Below are 25,145 nucleotides of genomic sequence, written 5' to 3' on the forward strand. Positions count from 1 at the left end.
GTAAAATGCCGGATGCTTTTCGCACCCGGCATTTTTATATGCTCTTTATATTTCTTCCTCCGTCATATCCTTTTTCCGGTTAAAGATGTCGTAAATACACGGCACCACAAACAGAGTCAGCAATGTTCCGTAGGTCAGACCGCCGACGGTTACGATTGCCATCGGCTGTACCATATCGGCGCCCATGCCGTTGCCCAGCGCCATTGTGAGCAGTCCGAGGATGGTGGTCAGCGCCGTCATGATAATCGGGCGCAGCCTTGTTCTGCCCGCCTCCACGATTGCCGCCCGTTTTTCCATGCCGCCGCGGCGGAGCTGATTGATGTAGTCAACCAGCACGATACCGTTGTTTACGATGATACCGGACAGCATGACGAAGCCGATCATGGCAATGACGCTGACCGGATTGTCGGTCAGATACAGTGCCAGCAGACCGCCCGTGAACGCAAGCGGAATCGTAAACATAATGATGAACGGCGAGAGCAGCGACTGGAACTGCGCCACCATGATAAGGTACATAAACGCCAGTGCCAGCAGAAGCATCTTGACTACCTCTGTCATCGCCTCATTGATGGTCTGGTCCTCGCCCGCCATTTCCAGGCTGTAGCCCTTCGGCAGCTCATAATTTTCCAGAGCCGCGTTCAAATCCGCAGACACCAGACCGATATTATAGCCGTCGGCGATCTGCGCCGATACGGTGACATAGCGCGTCTGCGCCTCACGGTTAATGGAGGAGAAGCCCTCTGTATCCACAAATTCAACCAGATCGGCAACCGGCACCTCTACCTCCTGCCCGTCCTCGTCCTTTCCGGTGATGGTCAGCTTTTTAATCTTATCGCGCGTCAGCGTCTCATCCGCATCGCTCACCACCAGCACCGGATAATCCTTGGACGGCGCGGAAAGCGTCGTCGCGCTGGAAGCGTCCGCCAGTTTTGCCTGCAGGAACTGATAAACCTGGGCAGTCGTGAGCTGATAGCTCATCGCCTTATCTTTATCCACCACCAGGCGCAGCTCCAGCGTCTTCTCAGCAATTCCGTCGGAAACGTCCGCCGTACCCTCGACAGATTCCACAATTTCCGCCACCTCGCCCGCTATGCGCTTCAGCTCATCCAGCTCACGGCCCTTGATATTGATAGAAATGCCGCTGCCGCCCAGCGCCGACATATCCATCGTAGACGTCTCAACATCCAGATCGCAGTTTAAATCGGCGGTCTTTTCCAGAATTTCCGCCTTCAGCTCGTCATTCGTGATGGTCTTTTCCTCACTGAGCAGCACATAGAGCGAAACGGAATCCGCGCTGGAGCTCTGACTGCCGCCCATCATGCTCATTGCACCGGTGCCTCCCGCCATCGCGCCGACGTCCGTGACATCCTGAATCGTCAGGATGCGCTCCATCACCGCGTCCGACATCGCCGCTGTCTCCGGAAGCTGACTGCCCTCCGGCATATTCAGCGTGACGGAAACCTGCGTGCTTTCCATTTCCGGCATAAAGGCGGTTCCTTTGGAGAGCGCCAGCTTCGCGGAAAGCGCCAGCAGCCCGACCGCCAGCAGCAGCACCAGGAATTTTACCTTCAGGGACCATCCAAGAAGCTTCGCGTAACCATTCTGCAGCGCCTCAAAGATGCGCGAACGCTTCTGCTTCACATTTTTCAGCAGTCCCGCGCCCATCGCCGGAACCAGCGTCAGCGCGACAATCAGACTGGCGCCGAGCGAATACGCGATGGTAAGCCCCATATCCACAAAGAGCTGCCGGGTAATGCCCTCGGTAAAGACAATCGGCAGGAATACGCAGACCGTCGTCAGCGTGGACGCCGCAATCGACCCCGCCACCTGGTTTGCGCCCTCCACCGCTGCTTTCTTCACGGAGTAGCCCTCCGCGCGCAGGCGGTAGATATTTTCGATAACAACAATCGAGTTGTCGACCAGCATACCGATGCCGAGCGCCAGACCCGAAAGGGAAATAATGTTCAGCGTAATCCCGCTGAAATACATTGCCACGACCGCCGCCATGATACTGATCGGAATCGAGCAGGCGATGACCAGCGTCGGGCGTACGCTCTTTAAGAACAACAGCAGCACCAGGATAGCCAGTCCGGCGCCGGAGAGCATGTTCTCCAGAACCGAATCCACCACCAGGTCAATATAAATGCCCTGGTCCATCAGCTCGATGATATGGATGTTTTCGTCGCTCTCCTCCAGCTCGGCAAACTTCTCCTTGATGCGGTCCGAAACCTCGCCGGTGGAATAGCCCGACTGCTTCTGCATGGTAAACATGATGCCGGAGTGCCCGTTTATCTTCGCGTAGACCTCGCTGCTGTTATCCAGCGTCACCACGTCCGCCACGTCCGACAGACGGATAGGTTCCAGACCATCCATATGTAAATCCAGAAGCAGCAGATTTCCGATATCCTCCGTATCCTCCAGCTTATTGCCCACGCGCACCAGGAAGTCCACGCCGTCCTCTGTCACGTAGCCCGCCGGCATACTGAAGTTCTGCGCCGCCAGAATGCCCTTCACCATGTCCGCCGTGATGATTTCCGTCACATCCGCCTGGTCATAAGCCGCATCCTTCTGCTGTTCTATCTGCTCCAGCGCCGCATCCAGCTCCTTCTGCCCGGCGCTCAGCTCCGCCTTGCCCGCCGCCATTTCGATGGTGGCGGAGATTTTTGCCTTGTTCAGCTCGCCGACAGCCGCGGACACGCTCGTCTGGCCGGAGGCAATCTGCGCCTTCGCCGTTTCAAGCTGCTTCTGCGCCGCCAGAAGCTGCGCACGTCCCTCGGAAAGCTGGGCTTTGCCGCTCTCAATCTGCGCCTTGCCCGCGATAATCTGTTCCATCTGCTCCGGCATCCCGTCGATGGTCGTCTGCATCTGGGCGATGCCGTCCTCAATCTGAATCCGGCGCGCCACCAGCTCCGATTTTACCGTATCGATACTTTCATCGCGCTCCTGCGCCGTGCCGCCGGTATTAACGCCGAGCACCGCCAGTGACGCCAACGCCTGGGCTTTCGTATTTTCCAGCGTAAGCTGCTGCGCCTGCAGCTCCAGCAGTTGCTTCTGCAGAGCCGCAATCACCGCTTCCTGCTGCGCCTCCTGCGTGAGGCGGTCAATTTCCTCCTGTGAAAGACCCGGATTCACCTGCGGAAGCGAAAACTCCGGCTGACTCTGCGTCTCCCCGGCGCTTCCCGTATTCTCCCCGTCCAGGATCAGCTCTCCGTCGTCCTGCGCAAAAAGCTCTGCCTCCGCACCGGCATCCTGCGCGGGAACAACCAGCCCCGTCTCTGTCTGTGGCTCAGGGACAGACGGCTCCTCCGCCGAGCGCACGTTTTCCGTCTCATTATTCTTCATCCCGGAGGTTTCCGGCTCCCGGACATCCGCGGCGCTCTTTTCTTCCGCATCCGTCTGCGTCCGCGTTCCGGCGCTGTTCTTTCCTTCCGCATTCGTCTGCGTCCGCGCTCCCGAATAGAGCTGCGTCTGTGCCGCAGCATCTGTCTGCGCACCCTCTGTTTCTTCTCCGGCATCCGTCTGCGCACCGTCCGTCTCCGTCTCAGACGGCGCTCCCTGCAGTCCGGCAATCTGCGCCTCCAGCTCCTCAATCGCGCCTTTCACACCGGCAATCGCCGCGTCAAGCTCTGCGAGCTGCGAGGGCGCCGATTCAAGCTGGCTGATGCCGGCGTCGATCTGGGCTTTCTGCGCCTCCAGCGCCGCCTTCTGCTCCGGCAGCTTCTGAAGCGTCTCCTCGCCCGCCAGCAGCTCCTGCTCCTTCGCGAGCAGCTCCTGCTCGGAAGCGTCCATCTTTTCCAGCCCGCTCTGTACCTCCGCCAGCTTCTGGTCAATCTGCACCTGCCCGGTAATCATCTGACTGGCCCCCGCATTAATCTGGCTCTCCGCCGACGAAGTCTGGTCGGCAAGCTGCGTCTGCCCGTTCTCCAGCTCTTCCTTTCCCTCGTCAAGCTTCTTCTGCGCTTCCTCAAGCTCGCTCTCGGCTTCCGCGAATTTATCATCCAGGGCATTTCTGACCTTACGGTTCACCGCTCTGATTTTGTCCTCGCGCAGCGTCACCTGTACCTGCTCCTCAATGGTTCCGGTGGTGCTGACGCTCGCAACACCCTCGATGCTCTCCAGCTCCGGCAGAATCGTATTATTCACCAGATCCGTCAGGTCGCTCTGCGACATGTCCCCGTCTTCCATTGCCGCCACCATGACCGGCAGCATATCCGGATTCAGCTTCATGATGACCGGGCTGCCGATAGTATCGTCCCAGTAGCCCTCTATCTGGTCCAGGCTCTCCCGCATTTCAATCGTGACGGCGTCCATGTTCGCCGACTGCGAAAATTCCAGGATAACCATCGAAATATTTTCGGATGAAATCGAGCTGATATTTTCGATATTACTGATGGTAGCCATCGACTGCTCGACGGGACGCGTGACCATCGTCTCCACCTCCTCCGGGCTTGCCCCCGGATAGGTCGTATAAACAATCGCGTAGGGAAGCGTCATATCCGGCAGCAAATCCGTCTGCATACTGGTAAAGGACACATACCCCAGAATCAAAATTAAAACAACGCCCACTAATACGGTATAGGGGCGTTTTACACTATAGCGCGGCAGCATACAAATCCTCCTGTTAAAATACTTTTCTCTCTAACAATATCTTAAACAAGTAAATCCGTATGTCAAGCAATTCAAAAGAATTTATAAATTTTTCAGATTTGGTCCGCATGGCATTAACAAAGCATCGCCACCACCGGTATGGTAATCACGGACAGAATCGTACTGAAAAAGATACCTTTGGATGCAAGGTGCAGATTTCCGCCGTATTCGATCGCAAGCATCGTAGTGTTTGTGGCAACCGGCATGGCGGCAAGCACGATCATGATTCCGGTAATCTCCGGCGTAGTCAGATTCAGCGCGCGCAGCACCGCCATCACCGCCAGCGGGATGACGCCGAGGCGGAACAGCGTAAACACATATATCCGCCAGTCATCAAACAGCTCCTTTACCGGCATGGACGCAATCGTCGCACCCAGAATCAGCATCGCAAGCGGCGTAGTCAGATTGCCGAGATAATTCAGCGACGTCACCAGCACACGCGGGAAGGAAACTCCGCCAAAAAACAGCAGCACGGAAACGATTGCCGCGATAAACGGCGCGTTCAGAAGCAGCTTCGGGTTAAACCGGCGGCTCCCCTTCCCTCCGCCAATCAGTGCGATGCCAATGGAATATACCAGAATGTTAAAAATCACATTGAATATTACCGCATAAATCAGCGCACCGTCGCCGAAAATGGTGACAATCACCGGAAAGCCCATGAATCCGACATTGCCGAACAGGCACATAAAAAGGTAGGTGCCGCGCTCCTCCTTCGGCGCCCGCGTCAGAAATATAAACAGCACGCCGATGACCGCGGCAATCACATATACCAGGAAGGAAATTCCAAATACGGAAATCACCACGCCGTTGGAAACCACGCCGCGGTTTTCCACGAACGAGGTAATAATCTGGGCAGGCAGGGAAATGTTCAGTACCAGCCGCGTAAAGCGGACCGTCGCCTCATCGTCTATCATTTTCACCCGGTACATCACATATCCTACAATCATAATGAGAAATAACGACATCATCTGATTCGCCACTGTCATAAAGTCCATAATTTTTCTTCTCCCTCCAGGCTTTTCCAAAAGTATTTTAATTTTTCCGGCGCCGTCCTCAGACTGCAGGTTTCATAATCCGCCCACTCACGCGGAAAGATATCCAGATACTGGCGGCGGCAGAAGCGCTCATCCAGCAGCAGTATCACGCCGGTGTCCTCGTCCGTGCGGATGACGCGCCCCGCCGACTGCATGACCTTGTTCATGCCGGGATACTGATAGGCGTGGGCAAAGCCGTCCATGCTCCGCCGGTCATAGTATTGCTTTAAAATTTCCCGCTCGTTGCATATCTGCGGCAGACCGGTTCCCACGATCACCGCTCCGATAAGCTTCTTGCGCTTCAGGTCTATCCCTTCGCCGAAAATGCCGCCAAGCACGCAGAAGCCCGCCAGCGTCTGTGTATTATTCTCTGAAAAGCAGGCCAGAAATTCCTCCCGCTCCTCCTCCGTCATGCGGGGATTCTGGGCGATCACGCGCACATCGGTATACGCCGCCTCAAAAACAGCACGTATGTCCTCCAGCATTTTATAGGAAGGAAAGAATACCAGATAATTTCCGGCGCGCGCCTCCACAGCGCAGTGAATGTAGGCGGCAATCTTCTGATACTCCTCCGGTCCACGGCGCGTGTAGCGGCTGCTGACGTCCGTCCCCACCAGCACCTTTTTCTTTTTCAGATCGAACGGGGAATGCGCATAAATGGCATAATCCTCCTGCGTCCCCGACAGCAGGTCCATATAGTAGCGAATCGGCAGCAGCGTCGCCGAAAAAAACACGGCTGCCCGCCCGCGGTCCAGACACTCGCCGATTTTTCCCGCCGTGTCGATGCAGAACAGCTTTAATTTAAACCTGCCGTCCGCCTCGTGCTCTGTGTAGATTTCGTAGCTTTCATCCAGCTCCTCGTAAATGGCAAGAAAGCTGCGCACCTGAAAATAAAACTCCAGCACCTTTTTGCGCAGCTCTGCACCCGTCTCCGGTGCCTGCGGCAGTTCCTCCGGCTGCATTCCCGGCAGATATTCCTGCGCATAGCTTCCGTCTTCCGGCTGCCGGTGTGCCTGTGCGCCGCGTGCACTTCTCTGCTGCCGGTGCGTCCCTGCACCGTATACGCTCTCCGGCTGCGTCTGGTAACGGTTCAGCGGGCTGTCGCCGTCCTCCAGAAGCGTCTCAAGCTGCGTGGATACGTTTAGCAGCGCCAGCGCAAACACTGCAATGTCGCTGCAGAGCGAGTAGCCCTCGCAGTCCCGTTTCCATTCCAGCATATATTTGTTGCATTTATCCAGCGCGCGCGCCGCTTTCCGGCTGACCGGCGCAAGCAGACGCTTCATTTCCAGAAAATCTTCTTTATATAATGCGGCGCTGTACATTTCCCTGCCGCGCTCCACCAGATTGTGCGCCTCGTCTATCAGAAAAATATAGTCGCCCCTGCCCCCGTCGGCAAAAAAGCGCTTCAGCCTCGCCTGCGGATCGAACACATAATTATAGTCGCAGATTACCGCGTCCACCCAGAGCGACAGATCCAGCGACATCTCAAAGGGGCAGACCTGCCACTTCTTTGCGTGGGCAATCAGATTCTCCCGCGTATAGCTGTCACGCAATCCGGAAATCTCCTGCTCTTCCGGTCGTTCTGCCGGCGTCCGCACTCCTTCCGGGATTTCCGGTCCGCACGCCGGCTCTTCCGTTTTCTCCGTCCCGTGCTCAGCCGGCATCCGCATTCCTTCCGGGATTTCCGGTCCGCACTCCGGCTCTTCCGGCTTTTGCTTCCCGCGCTCTGCCTGCTCCCCGGCGTCCGGCTTTCCCCAGCCCGTCAGCAGCTCGTAGACGGCGTCGTTTACACGGTCGAAATGCCCCTGCGCATAAGGACACTTTTCCGGATTGCAGTCCGGTTCCCCGCACAGACAGATTTTTTCCTTTGCCGTGAGCGTCAGCACCTTGTACTGCAGCCCCTGCGCCTTCAGCAGCGAAAACGCCTCCTGCGCGACTGTCCGCGTGATAGTCTTTGCCGTCAGATAAAAAATCTTGTCGCCCAGGCCCTCGCCCACCGCCTTCACCGCCGGAAACACCGTGGCAATCGTCTTGCCGACGCCGGTCGGCGCCTGGATAAACAGCTTCTTTTCCCGCGCAATCGTGCGGTAAACCGCCGCCGCCAGGTCCTTCTGCCCCTCCCGGTACGGATAGGGAAACACGACGCCCGCGATGGACGCCTGCCGCACTTTTTTCCACTCCACCTGGAAGGAAGCCCACTTTTTATATTCCTCAATCAGCGCCGCAAACCACTCTTCCAGCTCCGGAAAGGAAAACTCCTTTCGGATGCGCCGGACCTCCTCTGTCTCCAGATGAACGTACGTCATCTGAACACCGATATGCGCAAGCTCCTGCTGGCAGGCGTAAATATAGGCATAGCACTTTGCCTGTGCCAGATGCACCGCAATAGCCTCTTCTAATTTATTCACATCACGGCCGGTTCCCTTTATCTCATCAATCCAGCTCTTTCCATCCTCCGAAAAAATGCCGTCCGCGCGCCCTTCCACACTGATTACATAAGAAGTGCAGTCGATCTCCGCTTTCAGCGAAACCTCCGCGCGGTAATCCGCTCCCATCTGCCCCTGGATTTTGCGGTGCAGACGGCTGCCAATCTGCATGGCCTCCTTGTCCGCCATCGCGCCGCGCCGGTTGTCAATGTCGCCGCTTCTTAAAATAAACTCTACCAGATTGCGGACCGAAATCCTAATTCTATCCACTAGCTTCCTCCATTTGCCGCTCTCCCCATGTTTCCGAATATCTTATTGTAACGCGCGGCGGCTGATTTGTCACCCGTTTTTCCCGGAATCACAGGAGGTTTTTTGCTTAAAGCGCAACAAAAAACCGCCCTCCGGATTTTTATCCGGAGCGACGGCTTCTTCCCATTCTCTCTGTTTCTCTCTATGCGGCAGCGTATTTATCGAGGATATTTTCAAACTGCGCATCCTTTCCCCCGTATTTTACGGTTAAGACCTGAGACAAATCCAGGCTCAGCACACCCATAATGGATTTCGCATCAATCGTAATACGGTTGTAATATACATCTATATCAAAATCACATTTTCCGGCTACTGACACAAATTCCCTGACTTCTTTCATCTGACTCAGTCTGATCTTTCTTTCTGACATCATCATCTGCACCTCTCTCTATGATTTCTTTTTAGATTTGCTACATTATGTCACAGCACCCGGTTTTTGTCAACTGTTCCAAAAACTTCCTCTGCCGCGGCTTTTTCGCTTCTCATTGTCTATTTTTCCCACAACCGCCAGTCTTAATCATCCGTTTTTTATTTTTCTGCGGGGAGTTCTCATCGCACCGGCAAAAAATCCACATGATTTTGTATAATCATATTTCATTCCGATAACAAAAATATTACATTTATTGAAACTTTTATCAATTAACGTGCTGCTATATTGCATTTTCCGACAAACTATGCTATATTCTTTATAAATTTTTTATTTCTTTATATTTTGTTTATTCTTCAGACAATGAGGTCTTTGGAAAATGGTCCGGTCTGTCAGCCGGATTTTTTTCATGATACAAAGCAAAAGATACACCAGAAAACAGAGGAGAACTGATATGGCGCTGGATTTAACACGAGAAGAAATGCTGGATGCGCTGCTGGGCGCCTACAGCGGATATTTTGACATCGAGCGCGCAGAGAACCCGGCACTCCCGCTGGCTGCCGTCTGCCACTTTAATGTACACACGGCAAAATACGTGCTCATCAAGAAAGCCGAGCTCTGGAGCGCCGATTCCAATGAACACGTTTACATTTTTTCTGTCCCGGAGCTTAACGAGGAGCTTTACCGTTCCTGCGAAAAGCTTGCCTACGAGCAGGGAATGGCGCTGATCGACCCGAAGCCCGGACATATGTATACCTATATTACGGCAGTGTTTCTCTGCGACACCTGTACGCCGGAAGCGGAAAAGCTTCTGAAAAAGTGCAGGCTTTACAAAAGTTTTCATTTTTCGCTGCACGGATGGATGGATTTCCATACCGTACTTGTCTGTCGCGGCGCGGAAGGTTTTCCGACGAACCGCAGCGGCAGGGCAAACGCGAAATTAATGAAAAATATATTCATGAAAAGAAAAAAGAAAAGGAGTGTGTGATTCATGAATGCAGCTTTACTACTGATTGTAGGTGTCGTGATTCTGGTTATCGGCTATGTCACCTACGGCAAATGGCTTGCGGACCAGTGGGGTGTGGACGACAAGCGTGTTACACCGGCGCATGAGCTGGAGGACGGCAACGATTACGTTCCGGCAAAAGCGCCTGTCCTGATGGGACATCATTTTTCTTCTATCGCAGGCGCAGGTCCGATCAACGGACCAATCCAGGCAGCAGTATTCGGATGGGTTCCGGTTATGCTGTGGGTACTTATCGGAGGAATTTTCTTCGGCGCGGTACATGATTTCGGTGCATTATTTGCATCCATCCGCAACAAAGGACAGTCTATCGGCGAGGTTATCGCAACCAGTATCGGAAGCAGAGCAAAGAAGCTGTTCCTCATCTTCTCTTATCTGACGCTGATTCTGGTAGTTGCGGCATTTGCATCGATTGTTGCAAATACCTTCAAGGCTACCTACGATGAAGCAGGCGTGCTGGATATGGCAGCAAGCGCAGCGAATGCGCGCACCGCCATGATTTCCATCCTGTTTATCGTAATTGCCATTATTTTCGGTATCATGGTTTACAGAAGAAACGCTTCTCTGGTTGTGTCCACCGTTATCGGCGTGGCAGCGATCATTGCCTGTATGGCAATCGGCTACAACTGGCATCCGTTCTACCTGAACGGAAATGTATGGATGGTGATCGTCGGTATCTACATTGCCATCGCTTCCGTCACCCCGGTGTGGATTCTTCTGCAGCCGCGTGACTACCTGAGTTCTTTCCTGCTTTACGGCATGATGATTATCGCGGTTGTCGGTATCCTCGGCGCTCATCCGTCTCTGGAAATTCCGGCGTTCACCGGATTTATTGACACAGCGGAGTACGGTGTGGGAAGCTCCCTCGGAAGCCTCTTCCCGGCGCTGTTCGTTACCATCGCCTGCGGCGCGATTTCCGGTTTCCACTCTCTGGTAGGCTCCGGAACCACCGCAAAGCAGCTTGACAAGGAAACGGATGCCCGCCCGATTGCATACGGCGGTATGCTGATTGAGTGTGCGCTGGCGCTGATTTCCCTCTGTGCTGTTGGTTATATCTGGAAAGAATATGTTCCGGGCGGCATCACCACCCCGACTGCAGTATTCGCAACCGGTATCTCCCGCATGTGCGCAACCATCCCGTTCCTGGCAGGCGCGGAGGATGTCATCTACTCCATGCTGATCCTTGCTGTATCCGCATTCTGTCTGACCTCGCTGGATACCGCAACACGTCTGGCACGTTACATGTTCCAGGAATTCTGGCTGGAGCCGGGACAGACCTACAAGGATGCAACCGGCATCAAAAAGACTCTGACAAATCCGTATGTGGCAACCATTATCACGGTTGTGCTCGGTATCGCGCTCGGTATGACCGGCTACGCAAAAATCTGGGCACTGTTCGGAGCCGCAAACCAGCTTCTGGCGGCACTTGGTCTGCTTGCTGTCGCTGCATGGCTCGGCAAAATGGGCAAGAACAACAAAATGTTCCTGTTCCCGATGGCATTCATGCTGGTTGTTACTATCGTATCTTTAATCCAGACCATTATCACCAACGTGACAAACGCGGTAGATATGTGGAACTGGATTCGCGCAGGACTTGGTACTCTGCTCGTTGTTCTGGCGGTTGTCCTTGCTATTGAGGGCGTAAAAACTATCACCAGCCAGGCAAAGGCAAAGAGATAAGACAACCCCCCTACGTCCCCAGGGATGTACGGGGGTATTTTTTTTGAACTTTTCTGTTCCCTTTTTGAACTTTTTCGTTTTCATTAAACTTTCCGTTTTTTCTGTTGAACTTCTTATAGAACTGTTGTATAATCATTTTTGAACTTTATGAAATCCCATTTTCGAAGGAGAACATCTATGTCAAATGAGACCTTTGCAGACAGACTCCGAAAAGCAATGGGCGACTGCGGCGTAAAACAGGTAGACCTGGTGCGTGCCGCCGCCGGGCAGGGCGTAAAGCTTGGTAAGAGCCATGTAAGCCAATATGTGAGCGGAAAGACTGTCCCGCGTGCGGACATTCTTCATTTTCTCGCCGCCGCCCTGCATGTCGAAGAGGACTGGCTGATGAACGGAGATTCCGAAGATGCCGCGCCTGCAGAAAACGGCGCGCTTCCGGAAAAAAAAGAAAAGAATGTTTCAGGAGGAAACACCATGCGTGAATTTAAAAAATCATCAAAACTGGATAATGTATTATATGACGTGAGGGGACCGGTCGTGGAAGAAGCTAACAGAATGGAAAGTGCCGGAACACACGTACTGAAGCTGAATATTGGCAATCCCGCCCCCTTCGGCTTCCGCACCCCGGACGAGGTCATCTACGACATGCGCCAGCAGCTTACCGAAAGCGAAGGCTATTCCGACGCAAAAGGACTGTTTTCCGCGCGCAAGGCAATCATGCAGTATGCACAGCTTAAAAACATCCCCAATGTTTCCATCGACGATATTTATACCGGCAACGGCGTCAGCGAGCTGATCAACCTGTGTATGTCCGCCCTGCTGGACGACGGCGATGAAATTCTGATTCCCTCCCCGGATTACCCGCTGTGGACGGCGTGCGCTACCCTCGCCGGTGGAAAGGCTGTTCACTACATCTGCGACGAACAGTCGGAATGGTATCCGGACATTGAGGATATCAAAAAGAAGGTAAACGACCGCACCAAGGCAATCGTTATCATCAATCCCAACAATCCCACCGGAGCGCTGTATCCGCGCGAAGTTCTCCAGCAGATCGTGGAGGTCGCACGGGAGCACCAGCTCATCATTTTCTCCGACGAGATTTACGACCGTCTTGTCATGGATGGGGAAGAGCATGTTTCCATCGCTTCCCTGGCGCCGGATCTGTTCTGCGTAACCTTCAGCGGACTTTCCAAGTCTCATATGATTGCCGGCTTCCGCATCGGCTGGATGGTTCTGAGCGGAAATAAACGTCACGTAAAAGATTATATTGAAGGGCTCAACATGCTCTCAAACATGCGCCTGTGCTCCAATGTGCCCGCGCAGTCCATCGTGCAGACTGCCCTCGGCGGACACCAGAGCGTGAAGGATTATATTGTTCCGGGCGGACGCATCTACGAGCAGCGCGAATGTATTTATAACGCACTGACCGATATTCCCGGCATCACCGCTGTCAAGCCGAAGGCCGCCTTCTACATCTTCCCGAAGCTGGATGTAAAGCGGTTCAATATCACAAACGATGAGCAGTTCGCTCTCGACCTGCTGCGCGAGAAAAAAATCCTCATCATCCACGGCGGCGGCTTCAACTGGAAACAGCCGGACCACTTCCGCGTGGTCTACCTTCCGCGCGTCGGAGTGCTTGAACAGGCGGCGCATAAAATCGGCGACTTTTTAAGTACCTACCGGCAGTAAAAGCTGCGGTAAATATCACCGGCGCTCTCTGAAAAATCTGTCTTCTTATGCTATTGGGTCAGATTCTTCTTATTGCAAAAAGGTCCGAAGCCGGGCAGCTCTTCGCTGCCTTGCTCCGGACCATACCATTTATCACTCTATTTTAAAGAGGTGCCGTTATCCCTCGATGGCAATATATTTGTTTTCCCCGGCTTTCGCTTTCGTCGCCTCCGTCTTCGGAATGCTCAGCTTCAATACGCCGCTTTCATACTTCGCATGGATATCCTCCTGCTTTACATCCTCACCGACATAGAAGGTTCTGCTCATGCTGCCCATGTAGCGCTCCCGGCGGACAAATTTTCCGCTCTTCTTCTCCTTCTCGTCCTCATTGAGCCCCTTCGCCGCACTGATTATCAGATAACCATCCTTCAGCTCCAGGGAAAGCTCTTCTTTCTTAAAGCCCGGCAAATCAATATCCACCTCGTAGTGGTCGTCATGTTCGCGCACATCCGTTTTCATCATATTCGCCGCATGACGTCCATACAGCTTTCTCTGCGCCTTCTGCGCTTCCTTATCGTCAAATGCCGGAAAATCAAAAAAGTCATCAAAGAAATCGTCAAATAAGTTTTCTCCAAAAATACTCGGTGTCATCATAAGTCATCTCTCCTTTTCCAGTTAAATATGATTGTCAGTAAGAACTGGGGATGACCGGGAAGAAACCGGAATTTTTTATTTATTCATTCCTTTCTTTCCTTCTCCTTTGTTCTATATGTGTTATAGCACATTTATTAGCACTCGTCAAGAGTGAGTGCTAATAAATTTTGTGAATTTTTTGTGAACAAAGAATCAGGTGCATACCGTCCGGATATTTCTGCGCCGGAAGTCCCCCGCAATGGCAGAAACACTCCGGCATTCGTAGCTGTATCTCACGAAATATTTATAAAATGTAACAATCCGCATTCACTACCTTTGTATCTGCCATTGTTCCCATAAAGTTTCTTACAGGGAACCTTTTCTCATTCTCTCCTCCATCATTTTCTGTGATATTCGCAACATTTTCTGAGACCAGCTCCACCGCGCTGCGCTGCGCCGGATTACAGGATACGCTGGCACAATTTTTTATCTCCAGCTTCGCAAGGATTTCTTCCGGCTCCACATCATCCTTCACGCAAACATCCGCACAGTTGGCGATGCAGATTCCCTCCTGCGCTCCCGAAAGCAGCGCACGGTCCACCGTGACAGACACCTTGTTCTTCAGGCATTTGCCCTTGCAGAGCTCCAGCTTCCGGTACTTTGCATCCAGCGCAAGAAATGCTTCCTCCTGCCGTTTCAAAAGCTGCACTTTTCCCTGTATGATCAGCTTCTCCACCTGCTGCAGGCAGGCATCGCTGTTCTCATCCAGCTGCAGGTCGCCACCGATGAACAGTCGTCCACCGTATCTGCGCAGCAATGTTTCGTCCAGCCGTGCATCGTCCTTTATATAGGCAAATCCCTCCGGGACTACTGCGATATCCGTTTCTTCGTCAAATAACGCGACCGCCTGTGCCACCAGTTTTTCCAGAATTACCGCGTTTCTGGTGACAAAATGAACCTTCTTTTCGGCAAGCGCCTGTATATCTGTCTCCGGGTCCGTCAGAAGCACCTTCCGCTCTGCGTAATACCGCGCGCCTTCTCTTGCCCGCAGATGAAAATAACGGTCAGCCTCGAACTCCGGTTTCAATACGATACAGCCGTCCGGAATACAGCTCACACTCCCGTTTACCGAAAGCTTTCCCATCCAGGGCGTCATACTCTTCGGATAGCGGACTTTCCCATTTACATAAATCCCCACTACGTTCTCCAGATATTTCTGTGTATCCGCTTCAATTACCAGGCTTCCATTCACAATCAGAACGATTTTCTTATCGCTCTCCATATCCCCGGTAATTTCATGATGACCGTTTATCGTAACGACCTGCACTCCTTCTTCAAGCTCCAGCGTATTGTCTACATTGAGTGTTACCGGAAGCCTGTGCAGGATTTCTCTGCTGCGCTCATCCTCCACCAGCATATCCGCATTGATTACGATCTGCTCATACGCCGCCAGACCTTCCTCCGATATCTTTCTCGCATCACACAAATCACAATTCACCATAAATTTTTTCTTCAAGCTCTCCACGTCCTTTCTCATCTCCAATATTTCTGAAGCCGCCGCCTCGCCGATGCCAGCCGCGACCGCACCGTTGCAGCCGGAAGTGAAAACAGCTTTCCAAGCTCTGCCGAATTATACCCCTGGAAATAACGGAGTACAAATAAAACGCGCTCTTCCTCCGGAAGAATCTGCAGCATCTGCTCGCAGTCAATTTCCGCATATAACCCTTCCTCTACAGGATTCTCCGGCAATTCCTCTGTAACCTTTTCATATGCAGTATGCCGCAAACGGTCGAGATACAGATTCTTTACGGTCCGGTAAAGCCATGCCCGCCGCTGTGCGGGCTGCAGCATTTCCAGCGTTTTCTCATGAATCAGTGCACGCAGAAATGCCTCCTGTATCAAATCGTCCGTCAATGTCTCATCCTGCGTCATCGCCCGGCACCATCCCGTCAGTTCTTTGCGGCATGTATTGTAGAGTTCTTCCAGCAAACCGTTTCCTCCCTCCCGCCATCCGTCCGCTTCCCTGCGGTTTCGTTTTTTCGCTGTTTTCATGCGATTGCTTTTTCTTCCGCATTCGTTGCTGTTTTTTGGTGGCTTCACTTATATAACGTCCGGGAGGCATAAAGTGTTGAAAAATTTTCAAGTAATTTTTTGTATGCTGCGCTTCGCAAACATATTTCCGGCACTCCGTAGCAAATCTTCCTTTTTACAATTTTTTCACAAGTTCAATCGCAGTAGCAATTAAATTATACCGTATATTCTTTTGCATATTCCAATTTCGTGAATCCCACACCTCACCGCTTACATCATCACCGGCATATAATAGCTGGGCAAGCGGAATATGATAATATTGAGACACCGCAAAAAAAGCTGCCGCTTCCATTTCCACAGTTATACAGCCTTCGTTTCGTCTTAATGCAATCATGTCGGGAGTTTCTCTGTATATGGCATCGCTTGTCCAGGTTTTTCCTGTTGTAAATGGAATCCCCATCTGTTCCAGACACGAAACCACAATCTCGGCGGTCTCCTTATGACATTCAACTTCACGGGATGGCTCCAGGTAATGATAAGATGTTCCCTCATCTCTGACCGCAGATACCGGGATAATGATTTCTCCCACTTTACTGTTCTTTGCCAGCGCCCCTGCGCCGCCACAAATTATGAATTTTTCACATCCCATAGCATGTAGTTCTTCAAGCGTTACAGCCGCTCCCGGTGCACCGCAAAATGCCATTGTAATGCAAAGTCTCTCTTCGCCGTACACATATTCATACACAGGCATGTCAAGCACTTCTGAGTTAAGATAACCGATGACAGAAAGATTGTTTTCCGCAACAAACTGGTCCAGTTCCTTTCTGAAAAAAGTAATAACACATTTTTCGGGAAGACTTTTCGCCAGAAAATTCGCCGGATGAATAAGTGGTTCTTTACTGGTATCAAATTCACATATGGGAAACTTATTTTTTAAAATCATGACCTTTACCTCCTCAATCCCGATTGTTCCTCCCATTATACCAGACATCCCGCCAACAATCATCTACTATTTAAAATTCTTTCCGTTTCATCCTCTATCCGCATAACACCTGATCTAGGCACAAATTTGTCGATAAAACTCCTTTTTTATTGATAATCCTTTTATTTTCGGGATTTTTTCACCGGTCAAAAAAAGACCCCATACTGTGTTTCCACAGTACAAGGTCTATTTCCTGGGTAAATTTTTTAGCCTAAATTGTGTTGCCGGTTGACAACAATAGATTTAAACTCCTACTTATTTGCAATAGCCGCCTGTGCTGCTGCCAGTCTTGCGATCGGCACGCGGAACGGTGAGCAGGATACATAGTCCAGACCGATCTTGTGGCAGAATTCAACAGAGGACGGGTCGCCGCCATGCTCGCCGCAGATACCGATATGCAGGTTGGGGTTGACCGGCTTGCCGAGGTTGATTGCCATTTCCATCAGCTTGCCGACGCCATTCTGGTCGAGCTTTGTGAACGGGTCATTCTCAAAGATTTTTCTCTCATAGTAAGCTTCGAGGAATTTGCCTGCGTCATCACGTGAGAAACCGAAGGTCATCTGCGTGAGGTCGTTTGTACCGAAGCAGAAGAAATCTGCGTCCTTCGCGATGGCATCCGCTGTCAGAGCCGCACGCGGAATCTCGATCATCGTACCGACAAGGTATTTCAGGTCGCTTCCTGCCGCCGCGATTTCTGCATCCGCAGTTTCCACAACGGTTTTCTTTGCAAATTTCAGCTCCTTGTCATCACCGATAAGCGGAATCATGATTTCCGGGCAGATATTCCAGTCCGGATGCGCTTTCTTCACATTGATAGCTGCGCGGATTACCGCTTTCGTCTGCATCTTGGCAATTTCCGGATACGTAACCGCCAGACGTACTCCGCGATGTCCCATCATCGGGTTAAACTCGTGGAGAGAATCAATGATCTGATGGATCTGCTCTACCGTCTTGCCCTGGCTGTCCGCCAGCTTCTGGATATCCTCGTCTGTCTGCGGAACAAACTCATGCAGAGGCGGATCCAGGAAACGGATGGTAACCGGGTTGCCCTCCATCGCCTCGTAAAGCTTTTCAAAATCGCTCTGCTGTACCGGAAGAAGCTTCTCCAGCGCCGCTTCTCTCTCTTCCGTGGTATCTGCGCAGATCATTTCACGGAAAGCGTCGATCCGGTCGCCCTCAAAGAACATATGCTCTGTGCGGCAGAGACCGATGCCCTCTGCGCCAAGCTCTCTCGCCTTCTTTGCATCGCTTGGCGTATCCGCATTCGTTCTTACCTGCAGCTTTCTGTATTTATCCGCCCAGCCCATGATTCTGCCGAATTCACCGGCGATCGTTGCATCCACCGTCGGGATAACGCCGTCGTAAATATTTCCGGTGGAACCGTCGATGGAGAGCCAGTCTCCCTCATGATATTCCTTGCCGGCAAGCGTAAACTTCTTATTTTCCTCATCCATTGCAATCTCGGAGCAGCCGGATACACAGCAGGTACCCATACCGCGGGCAACTACCGCCGCATGGCTTGTCATACCGCCGCGGACTGTCAGAATACCCTGCGCCGCTTTCATACCCTCGATATCCTCCGGCGAGGTCTCCAGACGCACCAGAACCACCTTCTTGCCCTTAGCGTGCCAGCTCTTTGCATCCTCCGCCGAGAATACGATCTGTCCGCAGGCTGCACCCGGTGATGCCGCCAGCGCTCTTGCCGCCGGTGTCGCGCGCACGAGGGATGCTCTGTCAAACTGCGGATGAAGCAGCGTATCCAGGTTGCGCGGATCAATCATCGCTACCGCTTCTTCCTCGGTTCTCATGCCCTCATCCACCAGGTCGCAGGCAATCTTCAGCGCCGCCTGCGCGGTTCTCTTACCATTTCTGGTCTGCAGCATATACAGCTTGCCGTGCTCAACGGTGAACTCCATATCCTGCATATCTCTGTAATGCTTCTCCAGAATACTGCAAACTTCTTTAAACTGCTGAAATGCCTCCGGGAACTTGTCTGCCATCTCGGAAATATGCATCGGGGTACGCACGCCGGCAACCACGTCCTCGCCCTGCGCATTCGTAAGGAACTCGCCGAACAGACCGTTCTCGCCGGTAGCCGGGTCACGCGTAAACGCAACGCCCGTACCGCAGTCGTCGCCCATGTTTCCGAAAGCCATCGACTGTACGTTTACCGCAGTTCCCCAGGAGTACGGGATATCATTGTCGCGGCGGTAAACATTGGCACGCGGGTTGTCCCAGGAACGGAATACCGCTTTGATAGCCTCCATAAGCTGCTCCTTCGGGTCGTCCGGGAAATCTTTTCCGATTTTTCCTTTATATTCCGCCTTGAACTGGTTTGCCAGCTCCTTCAGGTCGTCCGCCGACAGCTCAACGTCCTGCGTAACGCCTCTGTCCAGCTTCATTTTGTCAATCAGCTCTTCAAAATATTTCTTGCCGACCTCCATAACAACGTCGGAGAACATCTGGATAAATCTTCTGTAGCAGTCCCATGCCCAGCGCGGATTACCAGACTTTTCAGCAAGCACATTTACTACCGTCTCATTCAGTCCGAGATTCAGGATCGTGTCCATCATGCCCGGCATGGATGCTCTTGCGCCGGAGCGGACAGATACCAGCAGCGGATTCTCGCTGTCGCCGAATTTCTTTCCGGTGATCTCTTCCATCTTTCCAATATACTCATTGATCTGTGCCTGAATTTCGTCATTAATCGTCTGTCCATCTTCGTAGTACTGCGTACACGCTTCTGTCGTGATCGTGAATCCCTGCGGTACCGGAAGACCGAGGCCTGTCATCTCTGCCAGATTCGCACCTTTTCCCCCAAGAAGCTCGCGCATATTCGCGTTACCTTCGCTGAATAAGTAAACCCATTTTGCCATTATGTAGTTCCTCCTGTTTTGTATTTTGGCGGCGGTTCTCTCCAAAACAGCCGCACAGCTTCCGGCAGATGTGGCTCTCTGCCAGAGCTTCTTTTGCGCAATAAAACTGTATTCTTTACCTTGCGCGCAAAAAACACCGGGTAAATAACCGGTGTGACGCGATACCTCGTTATATCGCACACAATTATTGTAACATATCTGAAAATGTAGTCAAGGGAATCTGTATTAATTAAAAATTTAACGATATTAGCTTATCTGCCAGTGTGTTTTTCGTTCATACACATTCCCTATTTCAGAATAAAAGTGTGCTATGCCATCACTCTTCGTTTACAGTATCTCGTCCCAGTTCTCCACCGATGACAGATTCCTCGCCTCAAAGTCTCCGCCCAGCTGCCCAGACAGGGGACCCACCGCCAGGGTTTTCATTCCTCCGTTTCTTGCCGCCTGGATTCCGGCTGCCGAGTCTTCCACTACAAGACAATCCTCCGGCGCCAGTCCCAGCTTCTCTGCCGCCACCAGAAAAACCTCCGGGTCCGGCTTGGATCTGGTGATGTCCAGACCGCAGCTTATTTTATCCAGAAGCGGCATCAGTTCGATCCGTTCCAATATCTCCGGCGCATTTTTGCTGGCAGAGCCTACTGCCGTTAAGACTCCCCTCTCCCGCAGCATTTCCAGCGCTTCTTTCGCTCCCGGCAGCACATCCTCCGGAGACAGCGACTGCAGAGATTTTTTATAATAATCGTTCTTCTTTTCAGCCAGAGCCCTTTTTTCTTCATCCGTATATTTCTTCGTTCCCTTCTCCAGCACGATTTCCAGGGACGCCATCCGGCTGACGCCGCGCTGCCGCTCGTTGTCTTTTCTGCCAAAATCCATAATTCCCAGTTCATTCGCCAGACGCTTCCACGCCTGATAATGAAGCTCGTCCGTGGAAACCAGTACCCCGTCCAGATCAAAAATCACTCCTCTGATCATTTTTTTCTCCTCCTCTTGCAAAAAAATTTTTCTATTTGTGGAGAGAAAAGTGCGTAAGTGGTTGATAAAAGTCATTGCAAAAACTAACGAATGGTAGTATAATAGCTATCGTTAAGTTTAGGAGGCATAAAGATGAACCGGAAAGAAGAAATTATCCTTGTTACATTAGAACTTGCAGCGGCAAATGGTTTGAGCAATGTGTCAATGGCTCAGATAGCAGAAAAAATGGGAATACGAAAACCGTCGCTTTATAATCACTTCAGATCAAAAGAAGACATTATTGCTGCAATGTATCAATATCTGAGGGAAAAATCAAAGGAACAATTATCACTTGCGGATATTGATTACGGTGAATTTATTAAGGATAAAAGTTTGGAAGAAGCATTAACACAGTCGGTATCAAATTACAGCAGCATGAGCACCCAGGGTAAAATGCTTTCCTTTTACAAGGTTATTTACTCTGAAAGGGCAGTTAATCCAACTGCCGCCCGAATTATGGCAGAAGAAACAAAAAGAATGATTTCGGCAACGAAAAATCTGTTTTATGCTTTACAGGTACACAAAAAAATCTGTATCAGAGATATTGATATTGCAGCTGCCTCTTTTGCTCTGACGGTTCATGCTATCATGGACTACCAATTAGATTGTGCCTGCTCCGGAGAGCCTGTTTCAGAGGATATGATACAGGATTATATAAAATGGTTTTGTGAGCAATTTGGAGGAGTGGATAATGAAAAAAACATTGATTAACTGGTCAGGACTTTTCGGTATTATATCGTTACTGTCCTATACCGCAGCAGTAATTTTTTCTCCTGCTGCATATCCCGGCTATGACTGGATGGCACAGGCGGTCAGCGATTTAAGTGCTGATAATGCTCCTTCTAAAATGCTATGGGAGCAATTATCGTCTTTATACGGAGTATGCGGGATCGTTTCAATTATGATGGTCTGCGTATTTGTTCAAGGGAAACTGAATAAGACAATCCGTATTGGGATTTATCTTTTTGCTGTAATGAATTGGGTATCAAATGTAGGCTATGCCATGTTCCCGTTATCAGATAGCGGCAATGCAGGGGCTTTTCAGGATATTATGCATATTTATGTGGTTACAGTGTCTGTTGTTCTTCTTTCGATAATTTCTCTTGTTGTTATTATGATTGGCGGGTATCGGGATAAAAAGTATCGTTCCATAGCGATATGGGCGACCATAGCATTACTTCTCATGTTTGCAGGAGCAATCGGCACAAACATAGTTCCGAGAGATTTTTTCGGTATTCCAGAGCGTTTCAGTGTGTTTGCTGCTGCGGGATTTAATGCTGTATTGGGAATTTACCTGTTTCGTGGTTTTTAAGGGGATACCTCCTTTGACTTGACAGATTCCGCCCTTTGGGGAATATCATGCTGCTTTCCCTGACGATTTGCAGCTACAAAATCCAGCAGTAAGAAATAAATTTATTGATTCCTCACCACTGTTCAGCCTGGCATCGGCTTGCCTTACCTCATCGTTCTTCGCTGCTCAGATTCTGCAAAAAAATAGAGCCTCTGTTTATTCATCTCGAAAAATGAACTTCCTCTTACCTCCATGTTCCGGCACAAACCCGTTACCGGCTTACCGCCTCATATACCGGCCGGTTGTCCTTCGCCGGCAATACGATCAGAAAGAACACGCTCACCAGCGATGCACCGCCGAGCAGCAGCGCTACCGCGCGGTACGGAAGAATTTCTCCGAGCGCACCGGCCAGGAATTGAAACAACACGCCGCCAATCGCAAACAGTGTATTGAAAAATGCATTCACCCGCGCCCGCATATGCTCCGGCAGATAACTCATCACCGCAGTCTCGCGGACGGTCGCGCTGCTGATGCCCAGACCGCCGCACAAAAAACGGCTCGCCAGCATCGCAGGATACGGCAGAAACAGCAGCACCATATCTATTATATTGTAAAAAATATAGACAAACTTTGTAAAAGCATAGCGCTTTTTCGCCGGAATCTCCTTCGTGTACTGAAAAAAGCCGCCAAGTACTCTGCCGATCATCTCCGCACTTTTCAGGAATCCCAGCATCGTTACCGTGAGCCAGGGCTGCGACTGATAATAAACCTGTGTGATAATGCCAAGCCCCTCCGACGTCCCCTGCGTGATTGCCATGTAGGTGTAAATATTCCGGATGCCCTTTTCTTTTTTTATGTATGTGAAGCCCTCCGCAATGTCGCGGCGGTATTGGCGGAACGTGTAGGATTCCTCTGCTGTACTTTGCTTTTCCGTCACCCGGCTTTCCACTATAATAGAAGCAACTGTGATCCCGGCTACAATATAAAATATCACATCCATTTTCAGTGTCTCATATAGAAATGTAGCAAACGGCGCCGACACCACCATGACGATTGGGTAGACCATCGCGCTGACCGCATAGCCCTTCTGCTTCTCCCCGGCCGGGATCAGATCGGGGTACCACGCCTGGTAAGCCAGCCGGTAAAAGACAGATATCGTTCCCGCAAGCAGCGTAAACGCAACATATACGCCAAAGGAAAAACTGTTTTTGCTGATCCAGACTCCCATCACGACGTACAGCACCGCAAGCAGCGCGTCCATCCCGACAATCCACTTCTTTTTTCCGCCTTTGTCGATGAGCGGAGCTGCCAAAACCGGCAGCAGCACATCCGGCAGCATCCCGCAGACCATGATCACCGCCGACAGAAACGCTGACTGCGTCTCGTCAAACACCAGCAGGCTGACAGGCAGGTTCATCGCCTCCCCGCCGATCGCCGACAAGACCGTGGCAGCCGTAATGCAGGAAAAATCCTTTGTCCAGAGTTTTGTATTTTGTTTCATTTTCCAGCTTCCCTTCTCCGGTACTCTGAAGCCGCGTCCTTTTTCTCCGACGTGTCCTGTACCGTTTTTCTGACTGATATTATAAAGATAAAATAAGAGCATGTAAACACTCCCGTTTTGGGAAATTCACATGCTCTTTTAACATTTAAAACGACTTTTTTATAATTCCGGAGGAAATTTCCTGTTCAAATTCCAGCGCCTGCTTATATTTTCTCTGCCTGCGGTAAGCCTCCACAATAACTTCCCGGTAAAAATACAGGTATCCAAAGTGAAGCTCTTCCTTAATCGCGCGTATCAGTTTTTCCAGCAGTTTCAGATACTCCGGGTTGTTGAGAAAGCCCTCCTCTGCCTCCATTTCGGCTTCCTCATAAATCAGCCAGTTTGTTTTCGATGCCGTCTCTTTGCTTACCAGTATTTTTTTCATTTCCGCAAGAAATTTTTCCGCCCCTTCCCTGCGTCCTGTCCGCAGAAAAACAATCGCTTTCTTATGAAGTATCGCAAACCGGTAGTCCTCCGGGATGGTATCCGTGTCCGCCAGCTCCAGATATTCATACGCCAGGTCGTATTTTCGCAGACCAATATAGGTGGCGCCGATGTTGTAGTAAACATCGGAAAGCTCCTTCCGCCAGGCTGTATTCTGCAGAAGCCGGATGGTGCGCTCGTAGTACACCATCATCATTTCTTCCATTCCGAGGCAGGCATACGCAGTACCATTCACAAAGAAACAGTCCGCGAGCTGCCAGGTATTCCCCTCTTCCACCGCTGCCGCCACAACGCGCTGCTCCATCCGGTGAATTTCTGAATAATTGCCCTGCCGGAAATATGCCGTGCAGAGCCGGAGCATCGCCCAGGAATTGTTCAGCGTCTCACAAGCTTCCCGACAGAGCCGCACCGCTTCATCCGCCTTCTTTTCCGTCTCCGCGCAGAGAATCTTATAATAAGCAAGCTGCCGCGGCTCCATGTATTCCTGCAGACAGGTAAGCTGCCGCAGCACCTCCTGCACCGTTTTCTCCGCCTCTGCTTTTCTATGCGACTCGCCCATCCGCTCCGGCTCTGCCTCTGCTTTTCCATGTGATTCATCCGCCTGCTCCGGCTCTGCCTCTGCTCTTTCGTATGATCCATCCGTCTGCCCAAAAGCGCAGATGAGAAGCCAGTCTGCCGCATAACGGCTGTAGCTCAATGTACGCTCCTGTCGCCGCAGCTTTTCATAAACCTCCCCGGTATCCAGATGATACTGCAGGCAGTAGAAATATTCATCTATAAGCTTTCCAAGCCCCTCCAGAACCTCTGGATTTTCCTCATAGACAATTCCCAGCCGCGCGAACAGCTCCGCCAGAATTTTCTCATCCGGGCAGACCGTACCGTGCTCAATCTTACTTAAATAGGACGGCACACAAATGCCGCAGCAAACCTCCTTCTGCCCTCTGTCCTGCCGCAGACGTTCCAGCTTAAGCAGAGCACCCGCCAGCGTACTTTTTCCCGTCATCCGCTTTTCCTCCTGTCCAGTCCCCGTCGTTCCGGCTTCAGCAGAGCACCCGCCAGCGTACTTTTTCCCGTCATCTGTTTTTCCTCCTGTCCAGTCCCCGTCGTTCCAGCTTCAGCAGAGCACCCGCCAGCGTACCTTTTCCCGTCATCTGCTTTTCCTCCGCTTCGGCTTCCTGATTGGAT

17 protein-coding genes are annotated in these 25,145 nt (G+C 51.5%); 5 read left to right on the forward strand and 12 right to left on the reverse strand.

The window, feature by feature from the left end; all coding sequences use genetic code 11:
• Positions 1-45: 45 nt before the first annotated feature.
• The 4 genes from NQ534_RS05290 to NQ534_RS05305 all read right to left on the reverse strand — a co-directional run bounded on the left by NQ534_RS05290 (position 46) and on the right by NQ534_RS05305 (position 8,786).
• Positions 46-4,608 (reverse strand): efflux RND transporter permease subunit, encoded by a 4,563-nt coding sequence (locus tag NQ534_RS05290; protein WP_006862860.1) that lies wholly within the window; start codon positions 4,606-4,608, stop codon positions 46-48.
• Positions 4,609-4,721: 113 nt separating this feature from the next.
• The gene (locus tag NQ534_RS05295; protein ID WP_006862859.1) at positions 4,722-5,642 is read right to left on the reverse strand and encodes an AEC family transporter; all 921 of its coding nucleotides are present in this window, start codon (positions 5,640-5,642) and stop codon (positions 4,722-4,724) included.
• Positions 5,630-8,377, reverse strand: a complete 2,748-nt coding sequence (locus tag NQ534_RS05300) for an ATP-dependent DNA helicase (protein WP_006862858.1) — start codon at positions 8,375-8,377, stop codon at positions 5,630-5,632. The genes NQ534_RS05295 and NQ534_RS05300 overlap by 13 nt, the downstream gene beginning before the upstream one ends.
• 181 nt (positions 8,378-8,558) lie before the next feature.
• Positions 8,559-8,786 (reverse strand): HPr family phosphocarrier protein, encoded by a 228-nt coding sequence (locus NQ534_RS05305; protein ID WP_040784065.1) that lies wholly within the window; start codon positions 8,784-8,786, stop codon positions 8,559-8,561.
• A gap of 451 nt (positions 8,787-9,237) precedes the next feature.
• On the opposite strand from NQ534_RS05305, the gene NQ534_RS05310 reads away from it, so the two are divergent.
• The 3 genes from NQ534_RS05310 to NQ534_RS05320 all read left to right on the forward strand — a co-directional run bounded on the left by NQ534_RS05310 (position 9,238) and on the right by NQ534_RS05320 (position 13,173).
• Positions 9,238-9,771, forward strand: coding sequence for a DUF8052 family protein (locus NQ534_RS05310; RefSeq protein ID WP_040784000.1), 534 nt, complete (start codon positions 9,238-9,240; stop codon positions 9,769-9,771).
• A gap of 3 nt (positions 9,772-9,774) precedes the next feature.
• Positions 9,775-11,487, forward strand: a complete 1,713-nt coding sequence (locus NQ534_RS05315) for a carbon starvation CstA family protein (RefSeq protein WP_006862854.1) — start codon at positions 9,775-9,777, stop codon at positions 11,485-11,487.
• A 177-nt stretch (positions 11,488-11,664) separates the two neighbouring features.
• Positions 11,665-13,173 carry an aminotransferase class I/II-fold pyridoxal phosphate-dependent enzyme gene (locus tag NQ534_RS05320; RefSeq protein WP_006862853.1) on the forward strand — a complete coding sequence of 503 codons (1,509 nt, stop codon included), beginning with the start codon at positions 11,665-11,667 and terminating at the stop codon, positions 13,171-13,173.
• A gap of 156 nt (positions 13,174-13,329) precedes the next feature.
• Here the strand turns inward: NQ534_RS05320 and NQ534_RS05325 are convergent, their stop codons facing one another.
• The 6 genes from NQ534_RS05325 to pgmB form a co-directional block, all read right to left on the reverse strand.
• Positions 13,330-13,806: an Hsp20/alpha crystallin family protein gene (locus NQ534_RS05325; RefSeq protein WP_006862852.1), complete on the reverse strand. Its 477-nt coding sequence runs from the start codon at positions 13,804-13,806 to the stop codon at positions 13,330-13,332.
• Positions 13,807-14,089: 283 nt separating this feature from the next.
• Positions 14,090-15,301 carry a hypothetical protein gene (locus NQ534_RS05330; RefSeq protein WP_143115713.1) on the reverse strand — a complete coding sequence of 404 codons (1,212 nt, stop codon included), beginning with the start codon at positions 15,299-15,301 and terminating at the stop codon, positions 14,090-14,092.
• A gap of 17 nt (positions 15,302-15,318) precedes the next feature.
• Positions 15,319-15,885 carry an RNA polymerase sigma factor gene (locus NQ534_RS05335; RefSeq protein WP_143115714.1) on the reverse strand — a complete coding sequence of 189 codons (567 nt, stop codon included), beginning with the start codon at positions 15,883-15,885 and terminating at the stop codon, positions 15,319-15,321.
• A gap of 106 nt (positions 15,886-15,991) precedes the next feature.
• Positions 15,992-16,759, reverse strand: a complete 768-nt coding sequence (locus NQ534_RS05340) for a nucleoside phosphorylase (protein WP_040784056.1) — start codon at positions 16,757-16,759, stop codon at positions 15,992-15,994.
• Between the two features lie 290 nt (positions 16,760-17,049).
• A complete protein-coding gene (gene ppdK, locus NQ534_RS05345) occupies positions 17,050-19,674 on the reverse strand; it encodes a pyruvate, phosphate dikinase (protein ID WP_040783997.1) in 2,625 nt (874 codons plus the stop codon).
• A 327-nt stretch (positions 19,675-20,001) separates the two neighbouring features.
• Positions 20,002-20,646: a beta-phosphoglucomutase gene (gene pgmB, locus NQ534_RS05350; protein ID WP_040783995.1), complete on the reverse strand. Its 645-nt coding sequence runs from the start codon at positions 20,644-20,646 to the stop codon at positions 20,002-20,004.
• Positions 20,647-20,778: 132 nt separating this feature from the next.
• On the opposite strand from pgmB, the gene NQ534_RS05355 reads away from it, so the two are divergent.
• Positions 20,779-21,396, forward strand: coding sequence for a TetR/AcrR family transcriptional regulator (locus NQ534_RS05355; protein WP_006862846.1), 618 nt, complete (start codon positions 20,779-20,781; stop codon positions 21,394-21,396).
• Positions 21,377-21,997 carry a DUF998 domain-containing protein gene (locus NQ534_RS05360; protein ID WP_006862845.1) on the forward strand — a complete coding sequence of 207 codons (621 nt, stop codon included), beginning with the start codon at positions 21,377-21,379 and terminating at the stop codon, positions 21,995-21,997. The genes NQ534_RS05355 and NQ534_RS05360 overlap by 20 nt, the downstream gene beginning before the upstream one ends.
• A 250-nt stretch (positions 21,998-22,247) precedes the next feature.
• Here NQ534_RS05360 and NQ534_RS05365 read toward each other — a convergent pair whose 3' ends face one another.
• Together NQ534_RS05365 and NQ534_RS05370 are read right to left on the reverse strand one after the other, a co-directional pair.
• Entirely contained in the window at positions 22,248-23,579 is a 1,332-nt protein-coding gene (locus tag NQ534_RS05365) for an MFS transporter (RefSeq protein WP_006862844.1), read from the reverse strand.
• 43 nt (positions 23,580-23,622) lie between these two features.
• On the reverse strand, positions 23,623-24,963 hold the full coding sequence (locus tag NQ534_RS05370) for a hypothetical protein (protein WP_006862843.1): 1,341 nt from the start codon (positions 24,961-24,963) through the stop codon (positions 23,623-23,625).
• Positions 24,964-25,145: the final 182 nt, after the last annotated feature.

The sequence above is a fragment of the Marvinbryantia formatexigens DSM 14469 genome (assembly GCF_025148285.1).
Lineage (GTDB): Bacteria > Bacillota > Clostridia > Lachnospirales > Lachnospiraceae > Marvinbryantia > Marvinbryantia formatexigens.

Coding starts and splice junctions, on each gene's coding strand:
- NQ534_RS05290 (WP_006862860.1), bottom strand. CDS start 4,608: ATGCTGCCGCGCTATAGTGTAAAACGCCCCTATACCGTATTAGTGGGC.
- NQ534_RS05295 (WP_006862859.1), bottom strand. CDS start 5,642: ATGGACTTTATGACAGTGGCGAATCAGATGATGTCGTTATTTCTCATT.
- NQ534_RS05305 (WP_040784065.1), bottom strand. CDS start 8,786: ATGTCAGAAAGAAAGATCAGACTGAGTCAGATGAAAGAAGTCAGGGAA.
- NQ534_RS05310 (WP_040784000.1), top strand. CDS start 9,238: ATGGCGCTGGATTTAACACGAGAAGAAATGCTGGATGCGCTGCTGGGC.
- NQ534_RS05315 (WP_006862854.1), top strand. CDS start 9,775: ATGAATGCAGCTTTACTACTGATTGTAGGTGTCGTGATTCTGGTTATC.
- NQ534_RS05320 (WP_006862853.1), top strand. CDS start 11,665: ATGTCAAATGAGACCTTTGCAGACAGACTCCGAAAAGCAATGGGCGAC.
- NQ534_RS05325 (WP_006862852.1), bottom strand. CDS start 13,806: ATGATGACACCGAGTATTTTTGGAGAAAACTTATTTGACGATTTCTTT.
- NQ534_RS05340 (WP_040784056.1), bottom strand. CDS start 16,759: ATGATTTTAAAAAATAAGTTTCCCATATGTGAATTTGATACCAGTAAA.
- ppdK (WP_040783997.1), bottom strand. CDS start 19,674: ATGGCAAAATGGGTTTACTTATTCAGCGAAGGTAACGCGAATATGCGC.
- pgmB (WP_040783995.1), bottom strand. CDS start 20,646: ATGATCAGAGGAGTGATTTTTGATCTGGACGGGGTACTGGTTTCCACG.
- NQ534_RS05355 (WP_006862846.1), top strand. CDS start 20,779: ATGAACCGGAAAGAAGAAATTATCCTTGTTACATTAGAACTTGCAGCG.
- NQ534_RS05360 (WP_006862845.1), top strand. CDS start 21,377: ATGAAAAAAACATTGATTAACTGGTCAGGACTTTTCGGTATTATATCG.
- NQ534_RS05365 (WP_006862844.1), bottom strand. CDS start 23,579: ATGCTCTTATTTTATCTTTATAATATCAGTCAGAAAAACGGTACAGGA.
- NQ534_RS05370 (WP_006862843.1), bottom strand. CDS start 24,963: ATGACGGGAAAAAGTACGCTGGCGGGTGCTCTGCTTAAGCTGGAACGT.